General features: G+C 70.5%; 21 protein-coding genes. 10 read left to right on the top strand and 11 right to left on the bottom strand.

Annotated elements, in window-relative coordinates:
* Window positions 1-49 precede the first annotated feature (49 nt).
* Entirely contained in the window at window positions 50-1,174 is a 1,125-nt protein-coding gene (locus tag FHU35_RS16830) for a hypothetical protein (RefSeq protein WP_145740726.1), read from the bottom strand.
* Window positions 1,175-1,335: 161 nt separating this feature from the next.
* Complete coding sequence (locus FHU35_RS16825) at window positions 1,336-2,106, bottom strand: hypothetical protein (protein ID WP_145740724.1); 771 nt, start codon at window positions 2,104-2,106, stop codon at window positions 1,336-1,338.
* A 314-nt stretch (window positions 2,107-2,420) separates the two neighbouring features.
* Here FHU35_RS16825 and FHU35_RS16820 point away from each other — a divergent pair, with 314 nt between their 5' ends.
* The gene (locus FHU35_RS16820; RefSeq protein WP_145740722.1) at window positions 2,421-3,629 is read left to right on the top strand and encodes an AI-2E family transporter; all 1,209 of its coding nucleotides are present in this window, start codon (window positions 2,421-2,423) and stop codon (window positions 3,627-3,629) included.
* Between the two features lie 257 nt (window positions 3,630-3,886).
* Here FHU35_RS16820 and FHU35_RS16815 read toward each other — a convergent pair whose 3' ends face one another.
* Window positions 3,887-5,083, bottom strand: coding sequence for a diguanylate cyclase (locus FHU35_RS16815; protein WP_145740720.1), 1,197 nt, complete (start codon window positions 5,081-5,083; stop codon window positions 3,887-3,889).
* A 208-nt stretch (window positions 5,084-5,291) separates the two neighbouring features.
* Between FHU35_RS16815 and macS the strand changes: the two genes are divergently transcribed.
* Both macS and FHU35_RS16805 read left to right on the top strand, forming a co-directional pair.
* Entirely contained in the window at window positions 5,292-6,467 is a 1,176-nt protein-coding gene (gene macS, locus FHU35_RS16810; RefSeq protein WP_222429409.1) for a MacS family sensor histidine kinase, read from the top strand.
* Window positions 6,464-7,141 (top strand): response regulator, encoded by a 678-nt coding sequence (locus tag FHU35_RS16805; RefSeq protein ID WP_145740717.1) that lies wholly within the window; start codon window positions 6,464-6,466, stop codon window positions 7,139-7,141. The genes macS and FHU35_RS16805 overlap by 4 nt, the downstream gene beginning before the upstream one ends.
* Before the next feature lie 24 nt (window positions 7,142-7,165).
* Here FHU35_RS16805 and ptsP read toward each other — a convergent pair whose 3' ends face one another.
* Window positions 7,166-8,800: a phosphoenolpyruvate--protein phosphotransferase gene (gene ptsP, locus FHU35_RS16800; RefSeq protein ID WP_145740715.1), complete on the bottom strand. Its 1,635-nt coding sequence runs from the start codon at window positions 8,798-8,800 to the stop codon at window positions 7,166-7,168.
* Window positions 8,801-9,057: 257 nt separating this feature from the next.
* Between ptsP and FHU35_RS16795 the strand changes: the two genes are divergently transcribed.
* Window positions 9,058-9,342 (top strand): hypothetical protein, encoded by a 285-nt coding sequence (locus FHU35_RS16795; protein ID WP_145740713.1) that lies wholly within the window; start codon window positions 9,058-9,060, stop codon window positions 9,340-9,342.
* A gap of 238 nt (window positions 9,343-9,580) precedes the next feature.
* On the opposite strand, the gene FHU35_RS16790 is transcribed toward FHU35_RS16795, so the two are convergent.
* A complete protein-coding gene (locus FHU35_RS16790) occupies window positions 9,581-9,847 on the bottom strand; it encodes a mycoredoxin (RefSeq protein ID WP_145740711.1) in 267 nt (88 codons plus the stop codon).
* Between the two features lie 188 nt (window positions 9,848-10,035).
* Between FHU35_RS16790 and FHU35_RS16785 the strand changes: the two genes are divergently transcribed.
* Window positions 10,036-10,734 (top strand): TetR/AcrR family transcriptional regulator, encoded by a 699-nt coding sequence (locus FHU35_RS16785; RefSeq protein ID WP_145740709.1) that lies wholly within the window; start codon window positions 10,036-10,038, stop codon window positions 10,732-10,734.
* A 1-nt stretch (window position 10,735) separates the two neighbouring features.
* Here the strand turns inward: FHU35_RS16785 and FHU35_RS16780 are convergent, their stop codons facing one another.
* Window positions 10,736-11,119, bottom strand: coding sequence for a hypothetical protein (locus FHU35_RS16780; protein ID WP_145740707.1), 384 nt, complete (start codon window positions 11,117-11,119; stop codon window positions 10,736-10,738).
* Between the two features lie 183 nt (window positions 11,120-11,302).
* On the opposite strand from FHU35_RS16780, the gene FHU35_RS16775 reads away from it, so the two are divergent.
* Complete coding sequence (locus FHU35_RS16775; protein WP_425474145.1) at window positions 11,303-11,941, top strand: phosphatase PAP2 family protein; 639 nt, start codon at window positions 11,303-11,305, stop codon at window positions 11,939-11,941.
* Here the strand turns inward: FHU35_RS16775 and FHU35_RS16770 are convergent.
* The 4 genes from FHU35_RS16770 to dnaN all read right to left on the bottom strand — a co-directional run bounded on the left by FHU35_RS16770 (window position 11,929) and on the right by dnaN (window position 15,444).
* Window positions 11,929-13,128, bottom strand: coding sequence for an MAB_1171c family putative transporter (locus FHU35_RS16770; protein ID WP_145740705.1), 1,200 nt, complete (start codon window positions 13,126-13,128; stop codon window positions 11,929-11,931). The two genes, FHU35_RS16775 and FHU35_RS16770, sit on opposite strands and share 13 nt — an antisense overlap.
* On the bottom strand, window positions 13,125-13,772 hold the full coding sequence (locus FHU35_RS16765) for a M48 family metalloprotease (RefSeq protein ID WP_145740703.1): 648 nt from the start codon (window positions 13,770-13,772) through the stop codon (window positions 13,125-13,127). Before FHU35_RS16765 ends, FHU35_RS16770 begins: the two co-directional genes overlap by 4 nt.
* Window positions 13,762-14,169: a helix-turn-helix domain-containing protein gene (locus FHU35_RS16760; RefSeq protein WP_145740701.1), complete on the bottom strand. Its 408-nt coding sequence runs from the start codon at window positions 14,167-14,169 to the stop codon at window positions 13,762-13,764. The genes FHU35_RS16765 and FHU35_RS16760 overlap by 11 nt, the downstream gene beginning before the upstream one ends.
* Before the next feature lie 186 nt (window positions 14,170-14,355).
* A complete protein-coding gene (gene dnaN / locus FHU35_RS16755) occupies window positions 14,356-15,444 on the bottom strand; it encodes a DNA polymerase III subunit beta (protein ID WP_145740699.1) in 1,089 nt (362 codons plus the stop codon).
* 501 nt (window positions 15,445-15,945) lie between these two features.
* Between dnaN and FHU35_RS16750 the strand changes: the two genes are divergently transcribed.
* The 4 genes from FHU35_RS16750 to FHU35_RS16735 are packed head-to-tail and all read left to right on the top strand — an operon-like array spanning window position 15,946 to window position 19,108.
* Window positions 15,946-17,064, top strand: coding sequence for an ATP-binding protein (locus tag FHU35_RS16750; RefSeq protein WP_246110360.1), 1,119 nt, complete (start codon window positions 15,946-15,948; stop codon window positions 17,062-17,064).
* The gene (locus FHU35_RS16745) at window positions 17,061-17,468 is read left to right on the top strand and encodes a roadblock/LC7 domain-containing protein (protein ID WP_145740694.1); all 408 of its coding nucleotides are present in this window, start codon (window positions 17,061-17,063) and stop codon (window positions 17,466-17,468) included. The genes FHU35_RS16750 and FHU35_RS16745 overlap by 4 nt, the downstream gene beginning before the upstream one ends.
* Window positions 17,465-17,812 carry a DUF742 domain-containing protein gene (locus tag FHU35_RS16740; protein ID WP_145740692.1) on the top strand — a complete coding sequence of 116 codons (348 nt, stop codon included), beginning with the start codon at window positions 17,465-17,467 and terminating at the stop codon, window positions 17,810-17,812. Before FHU35_RS16745 ends, FHU35_RS16740 begins: the two co-directional genes overlap by 4 nt.
* A 15-nt stretch (window positions 17,813-17,827) precedes the next feature.
* Entirely contained in the window at window positions 17,828-19,108 is a 1,281-nt protein-coding gene (locus FHU35_RS16735; protein ID WP_145740690.1) for a cytochrome P450 family protein, read from the top strand.
* Here the strand turns inward: FHU35_RS16735 and FHU35_RS16730 are convergent, their stop codons facing one another.
* Entirely contained in the window at window positions 19,109-20,074 is a 966-nt protein-coding gene (locus FHU35_RS16730; RefSeq protein ID WP_145740687.1) for a hypothetical protein, read from the bottom strand.
* Between the last annotated feature and the right edge of the window lie 108 nt (window positions 20,075-20,182).

The raw sequence follows: 20,182 nt of genomic DNA, 5'->3' as shown, positions 1-20,182 counted from the left end.
GCGAACGAGGCCCCGTCCGGCTGGACGGGGCCTCGTTCGTCGAGGTCGATCAGATGCGGTTCATCACGACGGTCTCGGCGTTGTCGAAGCGGTGCATCATCTCGGGGCTGATGGCCGGCATCGGCAGGGTGACGTCGGGAGCACCGGTCATGCCGGACAGCAGCGGCAGCTCGGATCGGGGCGCGACCATCGTCCGCGCGGAGAGCACGGTGTCCTCCAGCGCGGCGGTGATCCGGCTCGGCGCCGGTCCGGAGGTCTGCCCGTCCTGCAGGGCGTTGAGCTTCCCGAAGCCCGGGATCGGCGCGGATAGGCCCGGTCCGCCGCGCTCGACCGCGCCCGGCACCTTCGACAGCTCCAGCAGCGAGAGGCCGGACAGCGGGGGCACCTCGGTGGCCGGGGCCTGGCGCTCGCCCGGCACGTCCAGCGGCACGAAGTCCACCGGGGCGGCCGGGGGAGCCGGGGGCTCGGCCAGTGCCGCGGACAGCACGAGCGGCGGCACGGTGCGCAGGTCGCTGCGCAGACCGCCCACGTCGGCGGAGGTCAGGTCGACCGAGTCGGTGGCCAGCAGCCCACCGGTCTCGACCGGGACCTCCTCGCGAGCGGACAGCGCGCCCTCGTAGAGCTCGATGATCCCGTTGGCCGGGCCGAAACCGTCGAAGTAGACGAGGTCGTCGTGCGGGATGACCAGCTCGGCCGTCTGCGGACCGCGGTCCGCGGCGCGCTCGCGCACGACGTCGCCGATCGACGCGGACCAGCTCAGCGAGCGGTGGAAACCCTCGGCCGGGGTGACCGGGGCCTGGCCCTGCGGCGAACGGCGCAGGTCGAGCGGCTTGGCCTCGGAGGGATCAGCCGCCCAGCCCGCGAGCTTGAGCGGCGACTCCTGGAACCGGATCGCGGGGATCTCGCGGGTCAGCTCGGCAGCGGACTCGTCGAGCTGACCGCGGCGGGTTTCCACCACCGGCCTGGTGTGCTGCGCACCGTCTGCGAACAGGTCTCCGGCCAGGCAACGGCCCAGCGGCGCAGTCTCGTCGAGCGCGGGCGGGAACACCGACTCTCCCAACGGCATCGGACGCTGCTGACAGGCATCCCCGGCGGAAGCGACCCCCGTTCCGACGGCCAGCATGCCACCAGTGACCAGCGCGGTCTGCACGCCGCGCTTCGCCCAAGTCTGCATGGATCTTCTCCTTCACAAGGCTCCCCGCGTTCCGGGGGGAAATCAACTTCGAGCGCCGCACCGTCATCAGAACTTGATCATGGGCGGGCGGCGGTGGACTCAGATCGCGAAGTCGCCGGCACGCTGGTTCGCCACACTGCGAATCACGGCCGGTCAGCGGGTCAGTCGGGCGTCGCGCCGGGGCGCGGCGACGGCACCCCGCGCAGCACCTCGTCGCGGTCGTCCGCGCACGCGTCCGGGCGGACGTCGTCGGCGCGCGGCGCCGCCGGGTACCAGCCGGGCAGACCGGATCCCTGCTGGTGGCCGTCCGACGTCGTGGCGCAGCCGGATGAAGCGGGCAACGCCGAGATTCCGCCCGGGTACTCGTGCTCGGGGACGGGCGGAACGGCCGGTACGGGGTGTCCGGTCGCCCGGACAAGGCTGTTCACCTGCGGATGTGCCGCGGGCTGCTCGGGTTCGGGGATGCTCACGACCGGTTCCGGCAGCGGGCTGTCCGCCTGCCGGTCCGGCCCTGCGACGGGTTCCACCGGCGCAGTGGGAGGTCCGGTCTCCTCGGACGTCTCGGGTGTCTCGGCGGTCTCCTCGTCGAGACCGCCGACCAGGTGCCCGACCGGTTCGCCGGGCACGAGCTCGAGCGGGTCCAACTGCTCGAGCGGGAACGAAGCGGGTCCGGCCTGCTGCACCTTCTCCAGCGCGGCCTCCGGGAGGTCCGCGGCATCGCCGGTGAGCGCGGCGGCCTCGGACAGCACCGGAGCTCCGGTCAGCGGAGGAGGCTCGACGAGCTCCCCGACGGGTTCGTCGGGCTCCGCTTCCGCGGGCTGGCCGAACAGCAAGGCCGCGGAGGTTCCGGCTGCCGCCGTGCCCGCCAGGACCAGGGCACGGCCCAGGAACCGCCGTGCGGCGGTCTGCGTCGTACGGTCACGGACGGACATCGCGGTGCCAGAACCTCCTCGGCCTGCTGTGGCTCCCCCACGGAGCTTCGTCCTCCCTCGCGACGGGAACTCTGTCAAAACAAGGTCGTCTTCCGTAAGCGCAGAGAAGCCGGTTCGCTACATCGTGTTACACACCTCGACTTGCCGATCCGCCCGAACCGGACATCCACCCCACGCCCACCCGCGCGGGAACCGCGGTTCCCGCAAGCCCGGACCCGCGGGAGGAACCGGGCCGGATCGGTGTTCACGTGCGGTTGTGGATCAGGAAGGACGTTGTGCGGTTGGCGCCCGGTGATCGGCGCTACGGTGACGGGGTGAGCGAGCTCAAGATCAGCAGGCCGGAAGACGCTTCGACGGCGATCCCCCGGGTGCTCCGGGTGTCCGCGGCGGTGAGCTGGCGATTGCTGGTGATCGCCGCCAGCCTGTACGTGCTGGGCATGATCATCGGGCGGATCTACGTCGTGGTGATCCCGGTGGCCATCGCGCTGCTGCTGGCGGCACTGCTGGCGCCGCTGGTGTCGTGGCTGGCGCACCGCAGGGTTCCCCAGGCGCTGGCGACGGCACTCGTGCTGATCGGCGGTCTCGCGGTGGTCGGCGGGGTGTTCAGCTTCGTCATCAACGCGTTCATCAACGGGTTCCCCGACCTGCAGCGCCAGGTGCTGGCGAGCCTCGACGCGCTGAAGTCCTGGTTGGCGATCTCCCCGCTGCACATCAACGAGGCGCAGATCGGCCAGTACCTGGAGCAGGCGCGCGAGTGGCTGCAGACCAACCAGGCCGCGCTGACCAGCGGCGCGCTGTCCACGGCCTCCACGTTCGGCAACTTCCTGACCGGACTGGTGCTCGCGCTGTTCACGCTCATCTACTTCCTCTACGACGGTCGCCGCGTCTGGCTGTTCCTGGTCCGGTTGGCACCGCGCCAGGTGCGCGACCGGGTGGACCACGCGGGCATCGCCGGGTTCACCTCGCTGGTCGGGTTCGTGCGCGCGACCGTGCTGGTCGCCGTGGTGGACGCGCTGGGCATCGGGCTCGGACTGGTCCTGCTGGGCGTTCCGCTGGCGATCCCGCTGGCCGCACTGGTGTTCCTCGGCGGCTTCGTGCCGATCATCGGTGCCGTCGCCTCGGGGGCTGTCGCGGTGCTGATCGCGCTGGTGACCAAGGGCTGGGTCGTCGCGGTGATCCTGGTCGGCATCGTGCTGGCCGTGCAGCAGCTGGAGGGCAACGTGCTCCAGCCGCTGATCCTCGGTCGCGCGGTGCGGATCCACGCGCTGGGCGTCGTGCTGGCGATCAGCATCGGCGTGGTCATCAACGGCATCGTCGGCGCGCTGCTGGCGATCCCCATGGTCGCGGTGCTCAACTCGGCGATCCGCGCGCTGCTCGCCGACGAGGAGGAGTTCCTGAACGCCCCCTCCGCCGGAGAACCGAAACCCGGTGACTCCACGAAGCCCGCGGACGACGAGTCCGACGACGACGTCGTGGACAAGAAGGCCGACGCGGACGAACCCGACGACGAGAAGAAGAACTAGACACCCGGCCCGCTGAGGGTCATGTCAAATGCGGCGGTAGCCGCTGTGTCAGGTGTGGGACTCAGCCGGCACCGCCGCGGCGGGTGCCGTTGTTTCAAGTGTGGGACTCAGCCCGCACCGCCGCGGGTTCTGACACGTCTTCTGGCGAGTACGCCGCGACGCCGTGTATTGGCATACATCAGGAGTGGCGCACGGAGTCCAGAAGACGTGTCAGGTTCCGCCACCCGCACCGCCACGCAAGCCGGATAAAAGAGAACTCAAGCCACTGTGACTGCGTTTCGGCCTGCTGCTTTGGCTGCGAGCATCGCGGCGTCCGCGGCCACCAGCAGGTCGGTCAGCTCGTAGTCGAACCGGCCCGTGGTCGCCACCCCGATGCTGACGGTCAGCCCGGTGAGTTCCCGGTTCTCGCCGTGGATGTCGCGGGCGCGCACCGACAAGGTCGTGGTGGACGCCCGGATCCGGTCCGCGACCCGGTAGGCGGTCTCGTCCTGGGTGCCGGGCAGCAGCACGACGAACTCCTCACCGCCGAAGCGACCCACCAGGTCGTCGCGGCGGACGTTCTTCTGGAGCATCCGCGCGAACTCGGCCAGCACGGTGTCGCCGGCCAGGTGGCCGAGCTCGTCGTTGACCCGCTTGAAGCGGTCGAGGTCCAGGAGCAGCAGCGCGGCCGGTTGCTGCCGCTGGCGGGCGCGCATCAGCTCGACCCGGGCGAGGCGTTCCCAGTGCGTGGAGTTGGCCAGCCCGGTCTTGCCGTCGTGCTGGGCGCTCCGCCGCCACTGCGGGAGCTGGCTGGCGAGGTCGAGCAGGATCATCGGAGGCCCGGCGAGCAGCGCGGCGAGCGGAGCGGCCACCATCGCGACGGCCATCAGCCCGCCGAGGCTCGCTCCGACGATGCCCAGCAGCACGTCGATGGGTTCGCCGAGCACGGTCGTGCGCGCAGCTCCGGGCTCGCGCAGCTGGAGTCCGCCCGCGACCACCACTGCCCGCACGACGAGCAGCACCACGCCGACGGCGAAGAAGCTCGATCCCGTCCACACCGGTTCGTCCCAGCCGGCGACCAACCGCGCGGCGAACGTGGCGACGGTGGTGGCGGCGGTGGTGAACAGCCAGCGGTGCGCTTCGGGCCGGTCGTGCAGAACTCCGTGCAGCGTGGGCCCGAGCAGCAGGAGCACGAGAAGATTCGGTGGCAGCAGCAGGATTCCGGCTGCGAGGTAGACGATGTGCAGGGTCCACGGGTCGCGACGGATCTGCCGCCGGATGTTGATCGACACCGAGGTGATCACGATGGTCGCGCCCGCGGTCGAGGCGAGCGCGGCGAAGTTCATCAGGTCGTCGGCGCCCGGTTGCCGACCGGTCACGAACACGAGGACGACCAACGCGAGCGCCAGCGCTTGGACCAGCAGGACGTAGCCGATCGCAGCAGGGCGCATCCGCCACAACAACCAGTCCCGCATTGCCACCTCCGGCCCGGAGCCTGGCACAGCGAATGAGCACACCGAAGCACAACGGGAAAACCGCGAACGGCGTTTCGCGGTGAACACCCCCGACCGGGCGTTGCCGATCGGCGGATCGGACGAGTGCGGGGCATTTCGCATTCCCGCCCACGCGATTCCACAACGGAGCCCGCGTGGGGCAGGATGGTCGCCGGGGAAGGGGTTCGAGTTGACGGGTTCGCACGCATCGCCGGTGCCACCGCACGTGGCCGACGGTCGAACGCCGCTGTGGCGAGGGCACAACGTCTTTCGCATCGTGGCGTTCTTCTACGCCGCGTCCTGGTTCGTCATGTTGTACGACAAGTACGAGCGGCCGCGGCTGGCGGCGGCCTGCTTGGCCTGCATGGCCGTGTGGACCGCGTTCACCGTCTGGAAGTACCGGACCAGGGCCGGTCGCACCAACCGCCTGGTGGCCGCCGACGTCGTGGTGGTCAACGCGCTGTTCCTGCTCAACGAGCTCATCCTGACCGAGACGCAGATGAACTCGCCGGACCCGTCGGTGGTGACGGTCTGGCACTCCACCGGGGTCACCGCGGCGGCCGTGCAGTGGGGGATGACGGGCGGTCTCGCCACCGGGATCATCGAGGCGGCGGGAAACCTGCTGGTGCGGGGCCGGATCGGCTCGGACATGGCGCTGGACACGGTGCTGCTCATCGGGGTGGGGCTGGTGATCGGCTTGAACTCCGACCACGCGCGCCGGTCCACCGAGCGACTCGCGCACGCGCTGCGCACCGAAGCCGCCACGGCGGAACGGGAACGGCTGGCGCGGTCCATCCACGACAGCGTTCTGCAGGTGCTGGCCAGGGTTCGCCGGCGCGGCGCGGAGCTCGGCGGGGAAGCGGCCGAGCTCGCGGAACTGGCCGGGGAGCAGGAGATCAAGCTGCGCTCGCTGATCGCCACCAAGCCGGAGACCACAGAGGACGGTGAGACCGATCTGGCGGCCCGGCTGCAGGTCCTGCGCACCGCGCGGGTGCACGTCTCGGTACCGGGCAACCCGGTTCTGCTGAGCGAGCAGCTCAGCGCGGATCTCGCGGCGGTGGTCCGGGAGGCGCTGGCCAACGTCGACAAGCACGCGGGCGAGCAGACCCAGGCGTGGGTGCTGCTGGAGGAGCTGCCCGACGAGATCGTGCTCAGCGTCCGCGACGACGGACCGGGAATTCCCGAGGGGCGGTTGGACGAGGCCGCGGCCGAGGGGCGGATGGGGATCGCGAAGTCCATCAAGGGACGGGTCACCGCCTTGGGTGGGATGATCACTCTCGACACGGCGCCGGGCGAGGGGACCGAGTGGGAGGTCCGGGTCCCGCGCACCGCGGAGCCGAAACGCCGCCGAGGAGGACAGCGATGAGCGAACCGCCGGTCACCGTGATGGTCGTCGACGACCACCCGATGTGGCGGGACGGCGTCGCGCGCGATTTGAGCGAGCGCGGTTTCGAGGTCCGCGCCACCGCGAGCGACGCCACGTCGGCGCTGCGGATCGCGCGGACGGTGACGCCCGACGTGGTGCTGATGGACCTCAACCTCGGGGACACCTCGGGTGTTGAGGCCACGCTGCAGATCACCCAGGAGATCCCCGGCACGCGGGTGCTGGTGCTGTCGGCCAGCGGCGAGCACGCCGACGTGCTGGAGGCGGTGAAGGCCGGTGCTTCGGGCTACCTGGTCAAGTCCGCGTCGGCGGAGGAGCTGGTGGACGCGGTCCGCCGCACGGCCGCCGGAGACGCGGTGTTCACCGCGGGGCTGGCCGGGCTGGTGTTGGGCGAGTACCGCCGGATGGCGATCACGCCGGATTCCGAGCACCAGGCCCCGCAGCTGACCGAGCGCGAGACCGACGTGCTGCGCCTGGTCGCCAAGGGCATGACGGCCCGGCAGATCGCGACCAAGCTGGTGATCTCCCACCGCACGGTGGAGAACCACGTGCAGTCGACCTTGCGCAAGCTGCAGCTGCACAACCGCGTCGAGCTGGCCCGCTACGCCATCGAGCACGGCCTCGACCAGGACGGGGAGTCCGAAGAGCAGGAGTGATCCGCTCGGCGCTCCCCGCCGGGGTCAGGCCAGGGTCGTCTTCGTGGTCTGCCGCGCCGCCGCCGCGCTGGGCGCCTCCAGCGCGGCCTCCGCCGCCTTGCGGAACGTGGCGTGCGGGTGCTGCGCGAGAGCGGCGCCGACGGCTCGGACGGCCGAGGCGTTCATCGACACGCTCGTGACGCCCAGTCCCGCCAGCACTCCGGCCAGGTGCGGGTCGGAGGCGGCCTCGCCGCAGACACCTACCGATTTGTCGACCTGTCGACCCGCCTGGCCGATCATCGCGATGAGCCGCAGCAGCGCGGGCTGCCACGGGTCGTTGAGGCCGGCGAGCGCGCCGGCCATCCGGTCGGCGGCGAAGACGTACTGCGCCAGGTCGTTGGTGCCGATGCTGACGAAGTCCACCGCCTGCAGGATCTCCGACGCCGAGAGCGCTGCCGCGGGCACCTCGATCATCACGCCCGCCCGGTCGAGACCGCCTGCGCGGGCGCGTTCGGCGAACCAGCCGGCCTCGTCGGCGGTGGCGACCATCGGCGCCATCACCGACACCTCGGCTCCGGTGTCCTGGGCGGCACCGGCGATGGCTTCGAGCTGCTTGTCGAGCAGGTCGGGCTGGTCGAAGGCGACCCGCAGCCCGCGCACGCCCAGCGCCGGGTTCGGCTCGGTCCCCATGTCCAGGAACGACAGCGGTTTGTCGGCGCCCGCGTCGAGGGTCCTCACGATCACGGGCTTGCCCGCGAACGGGGTGAGCACCTCGGCGTAGGCGGCGCGCTGGGTGGCCACGTCGGGTTCGGCATCGGCGCCGAGGTAGCAGAACTCGGTGCGGAACAGCCCGACGCCTTGCGCCCCTGCCGCGACCGCACCGGTGGAGTCGGTGGCCGACCCGACGTTGGCGAGTACCTTGACCGGCACCCCGTCGGCGGTCTGCCCGACGCCGTCCCATTCGGCGTGCGCGGGCGGCTGGGCGGCGCGCACCTCCACCGCGGTCTCGGAGAGCTCGACGTCGCCCTCGTCGCCGTCGACGGTGGCGCCGGCGGCGATCGCGTCGAGCACGCCGCGAACCGCGACGACGGCCGGGATCCCCAGCGCACGCGCGAGGATCGCGGTGTGGCTGGTGGGTCCGCCTTCCTCGGTGACCAGCGCGAGAACCAGCTTCGGATCGAGGTCGGCGGTGTCGGCGGGCGCGAGGTCGCGCGCCACGAGAACGCTCGGGGCGGAGAGCTCGGGGACGCCGGGCGGTGTCACGCCTGCGAGCTCGGCGATGATCCGGTCCCGCACGTCGTGGACGTCGCGGGCGCGCTCGGCCATGTACCCACCGGCGGCGCGCAGCGCGTCGGCGAAACCGTTGGCGGCCTCGTGGACGGCGCGGGCGGCGGGCACCGACCGGGTGGCGACGAGCTGCTCGGCCTGCGAGATCAGGGCCGGGTCCATGGCCATCGCCGCGGTGGTCTCCAGCACGGCCTTGGCGTCCCCGCCGACCCTGCCTGCGCGCTGGAACAACCCGTCGGCGACCGCGTCGGCGGCGGGGCGGATCCGTGCGGCCTCGGCGACCTGGTCGGTCGGGGCGGGGGTGGCGGCGGGCTCGGGCAACGGGTCGGCCACCCGGGCGATCGGCCCGGCGGCGCGGCCGGAGCTGACTCCGACACCAGTCAAACGCGACATGGTCTAGACCATACCTTTCCGAGTTGCGCAGCAGAAGCATCCGGCGCGGATACGACACGCACCGCAACACCCTGCTCATCACCAGCGTAAGGACGCGATCCCCGTTTGGCTTGATCGTGTGAGCCAGGGGGCACACGCGCAGTGCCACAGCGGGTTCCTACGTCACCCGTCTGCAGCAGCCCGTGACGTTACTCATAGGTAACAACTGAGTAGCCGTACGGATCCGGTCCGCACCCCTGAAATCGCAGGCTGGAGCCATGGCAATCACCGCAGCGCTCATCGAACCGAAGATCGACGCGGATTGGTTCGCGGACCGGCTCAACACCGTCGCGACCTTCTTCGCCGCCCAACCCAAGCCGGCGGACGACGACCGGACGACCGAACCCCGATCCGAAATTCCCGCGCGGGTGGATCCTGTTCCAGGAGAGCCCGTCGACACCAGCCATCACGGCGAATCCCACTATCCGGTCGCGTCGTCGGACGCACCCGGCAAACACGATCCGGCCGAATCCCGGAAAAGATCGAGCAAAAGGCACGAATAGGCTTTTGAGCAGGCGAAACGCAGTGAATCGCGATATTCATGTGCTCTCGGACACAAATGATTATTCCGCCATTGATCCACCGTTCGAGCGAATTCAGGCGTCAAGGTGGATCTTTTCCAGGGGAGTTGCCGTCAAACTGAACAGGTTGTCGCTCGTCGGTATTCGCGCCATCGACGATCGCAACCTGCTGTGGGCCGGCCGCAACGCCCCCCGTGCGGTCGGCCCTCAGCGCAGCACCTCAGGCGGGGAGCAGGTGCGGGGCGTGCTCGGTCACGGCCGCGATCACCTCGCGGGCCGAGGGGTTGACCGCCTTCCAGTCCCCGATCACCACGGTCGGCACGGTCTCGTTGCCATCGGCGATGGAGCGCACGACGCTCGCCGCTTCCGGGTCCTGCCAGATGTCGACCTCGTCGTAGGCCAGGCCCGAGCGCTTGAGCCCGGAGCGCAGAGCCATGCAGAACGGGCAGCCCGGCCTGCTGTACACGGTGACTTGTTCGGCGGACATCCGACCTCCAGGTTCGGCCACGACTTGCAGTCTTCGAGCTTGAACAATCGAAACGGCGAAATCATTCGCACGAGACGCAGCTCATGTCGTCCACACAGGACGTCTTGGAGCCCGATGGTGACGCCCGTTACGGTCTGACTCGACGTCCCACGAGCCGGACGCCAATCCTGGACCGAGGGGTAGGGGACATGACCGAGCTGTCTCCGCGCGAGCGCGCGCGGGCGGCCACCGAGCACGACATCCGGCGACGCGCCCGGATGCTGCTCGCCGAGCACGGCAGCGACGCGGTGACGCTCCGAGCGATCGCCCGCGAGCTGGGCATCACCGCTCCCGCCCTCTACCGCTACTACTCCTCCCGCGAAGACCTGCTGGGGCAGCTGTGCGACGACATCTGCGCCGAGCTCTCCGAGGACCTGTCGGCCGCGTTCGACCCGGCCAGCGAGAGCTTCCTGGACCGCACCTTCGCGGTCTGCCGCCGGTTCCGGTCGTGGGCGCTGGCCCACCCCAAGGAGTTCGCGCTGGTCTTCGCCACGCCGAAGGACCGCGCCCAGCAACCGGATCGCTTCGCCGGGGTGTTCCTGAGCATCGTCGCCCCGATGTTGTGGGAGAACCCCAACGTCGAGGACAAGGTCAAGGAGCCGGTGGACCTGCCGGACCTGTCGGCCCAGCAGAAGTCCCTGGCCGACGCCTTCTCCAGCGAGGGCATCGAGATGCCCCCGGAAGCGCTGGACGCCGAGGCGGTCTACTTCCTGATGCGCTGGTGGGTGCGCTTGTACGGGCACATCGCGCTGGAGGTCTTCGGCCGCTTCCCGTTCGACCTGTTCCACGCCGATCAGCTCTTCGACTCGACCTTGCACGAGCTGGCGGAGGAAAGCGGCCTGACCTGACTCAGTGTGGTCGCGTCACCCCAGGGCCTAGAAGAACCTTCACCCTGGGGTGAAAGGTCTCAACTACGAACGGAACGACCAGGCGGTGCTTGCCGACGTAGGGCGGCGGTTCCGTCCTCGCGCGCACCCGGACCCCCGGTTCGAGCTCCCGCTCCTCGCGCATCATCTCCATGAGAAGCGTTGTGAATTCAGTGAACTTGGCGATCGGCTGGGTGGCGTTCCGCTGCACCTGCCACACGTCGAGGGCGCCGGGACCGGCCCCCGCGTGCTTGCCGTGCCCACCCCGCAGCGGGAAGACCAGCAGGAAGAGGGCCGTCACCAAGAGTGTTCCCCCGGAAGCGATACCTCCCGGCGAGTGCACCAGAAGCATGATGGTTTCAGTCATGTTGTCACATCTCCTTTTTCATCAGTCCGATGTGGAAACCGTAGCGATCCCAACACGACTCGTCACGAGCGCGGGTCCAGAACTCCTCGCGGGCCGGGGCTGCGGTCCGCCCGAGGCAACGGGTGAGCTGCTCCCGGCCCCGCGCGCCGGGCATGTGAAACTCTGCCTGTGGACGCCCGCCCGATGACCGAGGACACCATGACCGACTCCACCGACGTCAGCCCTGCTCGCGGAGCGAGGGCGCGCGCCGCGCACGTCCTCACCGAGGTGTTCGCGCCGTGGGTGATCGTGGTGCTGCTGCCGCTGGCCGTGGCGTGGCAGGCCACCCACCGGCTGCTGCCCGCGCTCGGCTGGGGCCTGCTGGTGGCCGCCACCAGCAGCATCCTGCCGATGGGTGTGATCGTCTGGGGCGCTCGCACCGGGCGGTGGGACAGCCACCACGTGCGCGACCGGGCCGGGCGAGCCGTGCCGTTCCTCGCGCTGATCGTCATGAGCCTGGTCGGGCTCGGCCTGCTCGTGGCCCTGGGCGCTCCGTGGCCGCTGATCGCGCTCGACATCTCCATGATCGGCTCCCTGTTCGTCACGGGCGCGATCACGGCCTGGTGGAAGGTGTCCATGCACTCGGCGGTGGCCTCGGGAGCGGTGGTGATCCTCGCGGTGATCTACCACCCGGCGTGGTGGGCCCTGATGGTGCTCGTGGCGGCGATCTCGTGGTCCCGCGTGCAGATCCGCGACCACACCACCGCGCAGGTCACCGCGGGCGCGATCGTCGGAGCCGTCGTCGGAGGCGGCCTGTTCACGACCCTGCTCTACGCCGTCTGATCCGCTTCGGCCCGGGCGCGAGCGTTCGCCACGATCGGTGAGCGGTCCACGAGCCGGCCGAGCCCGATCAGCCACGCCGCCTCGGTGTGCGGGTCGGAGGCCACCCCGCGGTAGGGCACCGCGCTCTCGCCCGGCCGGGACCGGTGCGGACGCCCCGCGGCGTGGGAGTCCAGCGCGACCGCGAGCGATGCGGCCTCGACGACCTGGTGCGCGCGCCGCTCGCCGAGCCCGGCCCGCTCCGCTTCCTGCTGCGCCCAGGAAGCCGCGTCCGGGTGGACGTGGGAGCGCAGCACGAGCTGCGCGTCCCGGATCTCCACCACCCGCCGGTACAGCGCGAAGCGGGCGTCGGCCCGCGCGTACATCTCGGACGGCAGCGTGATCTGCGGCAGTTCGGTGGCGAGCCGGTGCCACAGCGGGTGCAGCCTCCGGACCTGGTGCGCCGCGCGCACCCAGGACGCGAGGACCGCGCAGCGCGGCCCCCAGACCGGCATGGTCGCGCCGAGGGCCACCAGCACCACGCACACCGCGGCGCACGTCCCCGCCACCGGGACCAGCACGCCGGGGTCGCGGCCGCCGACCACCGAGAGCGCAGCACCGATCTTGGCCACCGCCCAGGCCGCAGAAGCGACGCACCCCGCCTGGATCGTCCGCAGCCCCGCGCGCAGCCACAGACCCGTGGTCTGCACGACGTAGCGGCCGACGAACAGGGCGAACACCGTGGTGGCCCACCCGATGTAGAGGGCGAACACGAGGAGGTAGGCCGCCACGCGCGGATGGTCGGCGTAGGCGCCCAAGAAGGACGGGTGGGACGGGACCCCGGCCCCGAGCAGCAGCACCGCCATCAGCGCCGCCGCGGTGAGCATCACCGGCACTTGGACCTTCATCACGCGGCGGGCGCGGGCGGACTCGTGCAGCAGGTGCGCCAGCAGGCCGTGCACGCACACCGCCGCGACCATGGCCAGGACGTTGGCGACCAGGCGACCGACGTTGGCGATCGGCTCCCACTCCGACACCAGGGCCAGGGAAGCCGGAGCGACCAGCGCCGCGGACAGCCCGACGCTGCCGATCGCACCGCACAGGTAGAGCACGCTGGGCCGGGTCTCGCGGCGGAGCTGGACCTGAGCGGCCTTGCTGAGCGCGGCCAGCACGGCGATGATCCCGGCGCACTGCAGGACGACGCTGGTCATCGCTTCTCGGGCCCCCGCCGGCGGGCGCTGTCGAAGGTCGCCTGGATCTCGCGCAGGGTGCGGCCGGGCGCGGCCTGCTTGCGCACGCGCCGCGGCGGAGCCGGAGCGCGGCCCGCGCGGTACAGGTACAGGCTCGCGACCAGTTCGGCCTGCTGCTCGGCCGCGGCGTCGAACGCGCTCGGCGACCGTCCCAGGACGCTGCGGATGAGTTCCGGCGAGAGGTCCGGGACCAGGGCGGCGACCATCGGGGAATCCGCCAGCTTGGTGTCGGAGTGCCCGCACACCAGGTGCCCCACCTCGTGCAGGATGATGTGCTCCTCGTGCAGCGGGGTGCTGGGCACGTAGCCGATCACGTCCCGGTCCGAGAGCGAGATCAGCGCACCGCACGGACTTTCGGACTCCACTGTGGACACCTGGCGCAGCTCGATCGGGCGTCCGCGGGCCTCCGACAGCTCGGCGATGAAGGTGCGCAGGTCCCACGGCGTCGGCAGCGGGAGCGCGCCTGCCAGCTCGTGGCACCGCGCGGTCATGTCGCGTTGCGAGCGATCGTCAGGGGTGTCGTCGTGACCAGGGCGCACGTCGATCACCAGGCGCGCGCAGCGGAACGACGTGGGCATCGGGTCGGGATCATGATCATGGCTCATCGCGCCTCACCGTGTTGCTGGCGCGCAGGTCCTCCACCACGCCCCGGATGCGGTCGGCCTGCGCCTGGGTCAGCCCGCGCAACGAGATCGACTCCACGCCGCTGTCGCGCAGCTCCCGGAGCTCCACCAGGGTCGCCAGCTGCGCGCGCACCTCGTCGCCGTGGTCGCCGGAGTTGAACGCGTCGAGCGGCACGCCGAAGAACTCGGCGAGCGCCCGCAGGTGCTGCCACCCCGGGTTCGGCGACTCGCCCGACAAGATCTTGTAGAGCTGCGACAGGCTGATCCCGGTGGCCGCGGAGATTTCCCTGACCTCGCGCGGCTTTCCGGTGTCGGGGTCGGGGAAGTTCTCACGCAGCCAGGCCAGCCTCTCGGCCAGCGCGTCCCCTTGCTCGTTCATCGCACTCCCCGCACTTCGCCGGCGCGCCCCCACGCCCGTGGCCGTGTTTGACGAATTCTCGCATTCGATACTAATGTCTGTCCACGATTCCACTATCGTGGAATCATCGCTGGGGGCTGGAAACTGGGGGTGCGTCGGGACAGGGATGCGGGAGGCGACCCGCGCCCTGCCCCGATGCGGATCTCCTCAGAGCCGCCGGGGCATGAGGACGTAGTGCAGCTCGGGAGATTCGGGCGTGGTGATGACGGTGGCCCGGCGCGCGCCGTTGCGAAGCCGGAGGCGGACTTCGGCCTCACCGAAGGGCCGGAGCGCGTCGGCGAGGTAGCGCGGGTGGTAGGCCGTGACGATCCGGTCGCCTCCGGTGGTGGCCTTGAGGGTTTCCTCGGCATCGCCGAACTGCGGATTCGTCGCGCGGAGCCGGAGCTCGCCGTCGCCGGACTCCACGACCAGACCGGCCTGGTGCCCGACGAACGGGGTGAGCCGGCGGACCGCGTCCGCGAAGTCGGCAGCGGGAAACCTGGCCTCCCCGTCGAAGTCCTCAGCGAGGTGGCGCCCTTCGTCCGGGAACGACGCGTCCAGCACCGCGCTCGTCACCTCGGCGCCGTCCCAGCCGAAACCGACCCGGTCGGAGTCCGCGCGCAGCGAGACCTCGTCGCCGCGCGCCTGTTTCGCCACCTCGCTCAGCAGACCGGCCGGCACCAGGACGTCCAGCTCGTCGACCTCGCCGCACCAGGGCAAGCGGGCCACCGCCATCCGGAACCGGTCGGTGCCCACCAGGGTCAGCCGGTCGCTGCGGACCCGCAGGTGCACGCCGGTGAACACCGGCAGCGCGTCGTCCCGCGACGCCGACGACGCCGCCACGGCGGCCAGCCGCAGCCGACCGGTGGGCAACCTGCCCACCTCGGGCGGTGCCTGACGAACCCCCGGGTGCGAGCTGATGTCCAGCAGCGGGATCGCGAACCGCGCGGTCGGTGTGCGCACGGCGAGCCTGGTGCCCTCCACCACGAGCCGGACGCTGGGAGCGTCGAGGTTGCGCAGGGTTTCGGCCAGCGGGCGGGCCGGGACGAGCACCTGACCTTCGGCGTGCGCCTGGCACTGGCAGCCCAGCCGGACATCGCGTTCCCGGTCGGTTCCCGCGAGCTCGATCCGGTCGGCTCGCGCGGTGAGCACGACGCCGTCCAGCACGGGGTTCGGGTTCCGGCCGGGCAACAGCTTGACCAGGTCGGCGGCGACCGCCGCCAGGGCGCGCGCCGGGACCGTCAGATCGAGTTCCACGCCCGGAAGCTAGCCGCGCGCACCGACATCGACGGAAGAATGATCACCAATCGCGCGGGGCATTGTAGCGATCAGCAAGAGTTCCGGGCGTGATTCACCGCATTGGGTATTCTGCAGCGGGATCATGAATGCGACGCCGAATTCGGTTGTCCGAGTTCGCGGATTTCCGTCGTTCGGCGCAGTACCGGCGGGTCGCCCCCTGGTTGTCACTGAGCGCATCCGAATGCTGATCAAACGGGTCCGAACGATCACGCGTGTGTCGCAATGGCACGCTACTCACTCGGCAAGCGAGCAGGTCACGCGGCTCAACACGTCACGATCAGTGCTTGTTTGCGGAGTAAAGCATTTTCGATTGTCGCCCCATCAGCGTGGTAACTTCGACGATCCCAGCGATTCCGAATTCCTTCACGCACGCTAACGACGGAGCACTCCCAAGTGGACGTGGCATTGTGGGTTGCCCTCGCGGCAATCGTAGTGATTCTGCTGGCCTTCCTCGTTTCCTTGCAGCGCCTCAAGTTCCAGATCCGGCTGCGCGATGAAGAAGCGCACCACTTGGTCACTCGACGGCTTCCCGCGCTGATGGACGCCGAGCGCGGCCTGCCCATCGACGTGCCCGGACCGCTGCGGTCCCACCTCGCCGACACGCCCTTCCACCAGGAGATGCAGACCGCCATCGGCCAGTTCGCGGGTTTCGCCGACGAGACCCGCCAACGCGCCGACAGGGCCGCGAAAGCGACCCTGATCTCCACGATGCGCGGCGTGCAGAGCCTCGCCAACGAGCAGCAGCTCGCGATCAGCGAGATGCAGCACGAGCACGACGATCCCGCCGTGCTCGCCGGCCTGATGAAGATCGACCACGCGAACTCGCAGCTCGTGCGGAGGGCCCAGGCCACCGCCGTGCTGTGCGGGACCTGGCCCGGTCAGCAGCGCTCCGCGGCGCCGGTGCTCGACGTGGTGCGCGGCGCGACCTCCCGCATCCGCGACTACCTGCGGATCGAGGTGCACTCCGAGAGCGAGCTCGCGGTCTCCAGCCGGGCCGTGGAACCCGTCGTGCTCGCGCTCGCGGAGCTGCTCGACAACGCTGCGCGCTACTCGCAGCCCGCCACGCAGGTCCAGGTGCACTTCCAGCCCGCCCACAACGGGCTGTCGGTCGTCGTCGACGACGCCGGGGTCGGCATGAACCCCGAAGCTCGGGAACGCGCGAAAGCCCTGCTCACCGGGCGGGAGGTCGTCGACATCAACAAGCTCGGCGACCCGCCGCAGATCGGCTTCGCGCTCGCCGGGGTGCTCGCCGCCCGCTACGGGTTCAAGGTCTTCGTGGAAACCGCCTCGCCCTACGGGGGAATGCGCGCGGTGCTGTTCCTGCCCAACGAACTGCTCGCCAAGACCGAAACATCAGCACCCGCTCCGGCGATGAGCGAACCGGCGGCTCAGCAGCAGACCAGCACCGGACTGCCCCAGCGGCAGCGCCGGAGCCACTCCGTGCCCGCGCAGACCGCCGAGCACGACAACTGGGGAACGGGCAAGCCATCGGTGATGGGCGCGTGGCAACGCGGCAGCCTCACCGGTCGCGGGTCCGAGGAGAAACCGGACGACGAAAAGGGAACCTCCGAGCCATGAACAGCAATCGGCAGCACGACCTGGGGTGGATGCTCGACGAGGCACTGCGGATCCCGGAGGCGAGGCACGCGATCCTGCTGTCCTCCGACGGCCTGCTGATGGCCCACTCCGCGGACATCACCTCCGACGAGGCCGACAGGCACGCCGCGGCCATGTCCGGCCTGCAGTCGTTGGCCCGGGCCAACGCCGCGTTCTGCGGAGCCACCGAGAAGTCCTGGCAGCAGACCATCACCGAGTACGACCACGGCTACGTCTTCCTCGTCGCCGCGGGCCCGCGCGCCTACGTCGCCGCCTCCGCCGGCCACGGCGTGGACGTCGAGACGATGTCCCACCGGCTGATGGAACTCGTCCAGCGGCTCGGGAAGGAACTCAGCACCGGTCAGCGCATCGGTGAGTTCGCGTGAAGCGCGAGCGCGCGTTGGTCCGTCCGCACGTCGTCACCCGCGGCCGGGCCCGGCCGACGCGCAACACCTTCGAGATGGACACCCAGATCTACGCGGTGCGCGAGGCCTCACCCGGCGCGGCCGGGCCCGAGATGCGGCGCGTGCTCCGGCTCTGCCGCGACGGGGCGATGTCGGTCGCCGAGGTCGCCGGGCATCTCAGGTTGCCGATGAGCGTCACGAAGGTGCTGCTCGGCGACCTGCTGGACAGCGGGCACATCGTCACGCGCAGCGCCCAGCACGACCTGCAGGCACCGGACCTCGACCTGCTGCAGAACGTCCTGGACGGGCTTCGAGCCAGCTTGTAGAGAGCAGGAGACTTCGTGACCGAGGATCGAACCCGGCTGCACGGGCCGGAATTCGCCGCCGACCCGCACGCCGTCTACCAGCGGTTGCGACAGGCGGGCCCGACCGCGCCGGTGGAGATCGCGCCCGACGTGCCCGCGACGCTGGTGCTCGGCTACGCCGAAGCCCTCCAGGTGCTGCGGGATCCCGCGAACTTCCCCAAGGACCCCCGCGCCTGGCAGGGAGGCGTGCCGCAGAACTGCCCGGTGCTGCCGCGGATGAGCTACCGGCCGAACTGCACGTTCCTCGACGGGCCGGCGCACACCCGGCTGCGCGGAGCGGTGACCGACGCGCTCGCGCGCATCGACACCCGGGAACTGCGCACGCACCTGGAGGAGACCGCGGACGCGCTGATCGACCGCTTCGCCTCCGACGGCAAGGCCGATCTCGTGGAGCAGTACGCGCGGGTGCTGCCGCTGCTGATGGTCACCCGCATCTGCGGTGCACCCCCGGTGATCTCGGAGAAGATCGTCTCCGGTGCGCTGGCCCTGTTCGACGGGGTCGACGGCGGGCGGGGGATCGACACCGCCGTCGCCGAGCTCGTCGCCAGCAAGCGGAGCGATCCGGGCCCCGACGTCGTGTCCTGGCTGCTGGCGCACCAGGCCGGCCTGACCGATGACGAGGCCGTGCACCAGGTGGTTCTGCTGTGCAGCGCCGGGAGCGAACCGCTGCAGAACCTCATCGCCAACACGTTGCGGTTGCTGCTGATCGACGAGCGCTTCGCGGGCGACCTCTCCGGTGGCAGCCTCCCGGTGGCCGACGCGCTCGACGAGGTGCTGTGGTCGGACCCGCCGATCGCCAACCGCGGCACCGTCTTCCCACCCCGCGAGGTTCAGGTCGGCGGCAACCCGGTGCCCGCGGACCAGCCGCTGCTGATCAGCTTCGCCGGCGCCAACACCGATCCCGCCGTGTCCGCGGGAGGACGCGTGGGCAACCGCGCGCACGTCGCCTTCGGCGCGGGCAGGCACGCGTGCCCGACGCCCGCGCAGCGCATCGCGCGGATGACCGGCACCGTCGCCGTCGAGCGCGTCCTGGACCGGTTACCCGACCTGGAGACCGCCGTCCCCGCCGACGCGCTGGAGTGGAAGTCCGGCCCGTTCCACCGGGCCCCGGCCTCGCTGCCGGTGCTCTTCCCACCACCGCCCAAGCAGATCCAGCCCTGGCTCGGCCCGCCCGCGCCCCTCGCCCGGCGCCTGCCCGGCCCCCGCGAGGAGACCGGGCGGTGGGCGGCGCTCAGCAGGTGGCTGCGCGGCGGTTGATCACAGGCCCGAGACCGAGGCCTCGTGCAGGTTCTCGATGACGTTGCGGGCGTCCGGGTACTGGTAGGAACCGGATTCGTAGAGCACGTAGGCCTTTCCACCCAGGTCGTCGATGCCCTCGGACATGCTCGGCGAGCGGAAGCAGCGCGTCGACGGGATGTCGATGTCGGTGGCGCCCTTGTCGATCACGTACAGGTTGCTGCGCACGTCGCGGGAGAGCGAGGTGCTGTAGACGAACTTGTCGCCGGTGACCATCAGGCCTTGCGTGCCCTTCGGGATCTCGAAGGACTTGCCGGTGGTGAGCGTGCCGTCGGCGGCGACGTCGTAGGCGTACATCTTCTCGCGGCCGTCGCGGCTGTACTTGCCCGCGTAGAGCGTGTTCCCGTCGCCGGACAGGAACGACGCGCCGTAGACCTCGCGGGCCTCGCCGGTCTGCTTGACGTAGGGACTGCCTTCGGCCTTCAGGGCGTCGGCGAGCTCGCTGAGCTTGTACTTGCGGACGGTGTAGTGGCCCTCGGCGTTGTTCCTGCCGGTCACGAACGCCCAGCCGCGGGCGATCGCGATGCCGCTGGCGTGGGTTTCGGCGATCTCGACGTCACCGACGGTCTTGCCGGAGGAGGGGTCGACGCCGTAGATCTTGGCGTTCGAACCGTCCTTGCCGTAGGCGCTCATCAGCAGCAGGCCGTTGCCCGCGCCGTCCCAGTCCTTCCACGCCGCCAGGCCCTGCGGGGTGTGCTCCGGCAGTCCCGGGATCTTCGGGCCCGCGCTGAACTTCTCGTCGTAGGTGTAGCCCGCCGACTCACCGGGGTAGAAGGAAGCGTCCTGACCGCTGGAGTCGTCATCGCAGGCGATCGCCGCGGCCTCGGCGGCAGCACCGGTCTCAGCGGCAGCACCGGTCGCGGGCACGCCGAACAGCAAAGCGCCGCTCACCGCGGCGACAACGGATTTCCGGACCAGCGCTCTCATCGTTTCTCCCTCAGTGGCGTTCGACATCTGCCCACTGAGACGCACCCGGGACGTTTCGGTTCCCCTTTCCCAGGATTGGGAAGTTTTCATGAAAACTTCCCACCTCCC

Origin of the sequence: Saccharopolyspora dendranthemae, assembly GCF_007829955.1 — a bacterium.
Lineage (GTDB): Bacteria > Actinomycetota > Actinomycetes > Mycobacteriales > Pseudonocardiaceae > Saccharopolyspora > Saccharopolyspora dendranthemae.
This window is presented reverse-complemented; position numbering and strand designations above follow the sequence as displayed.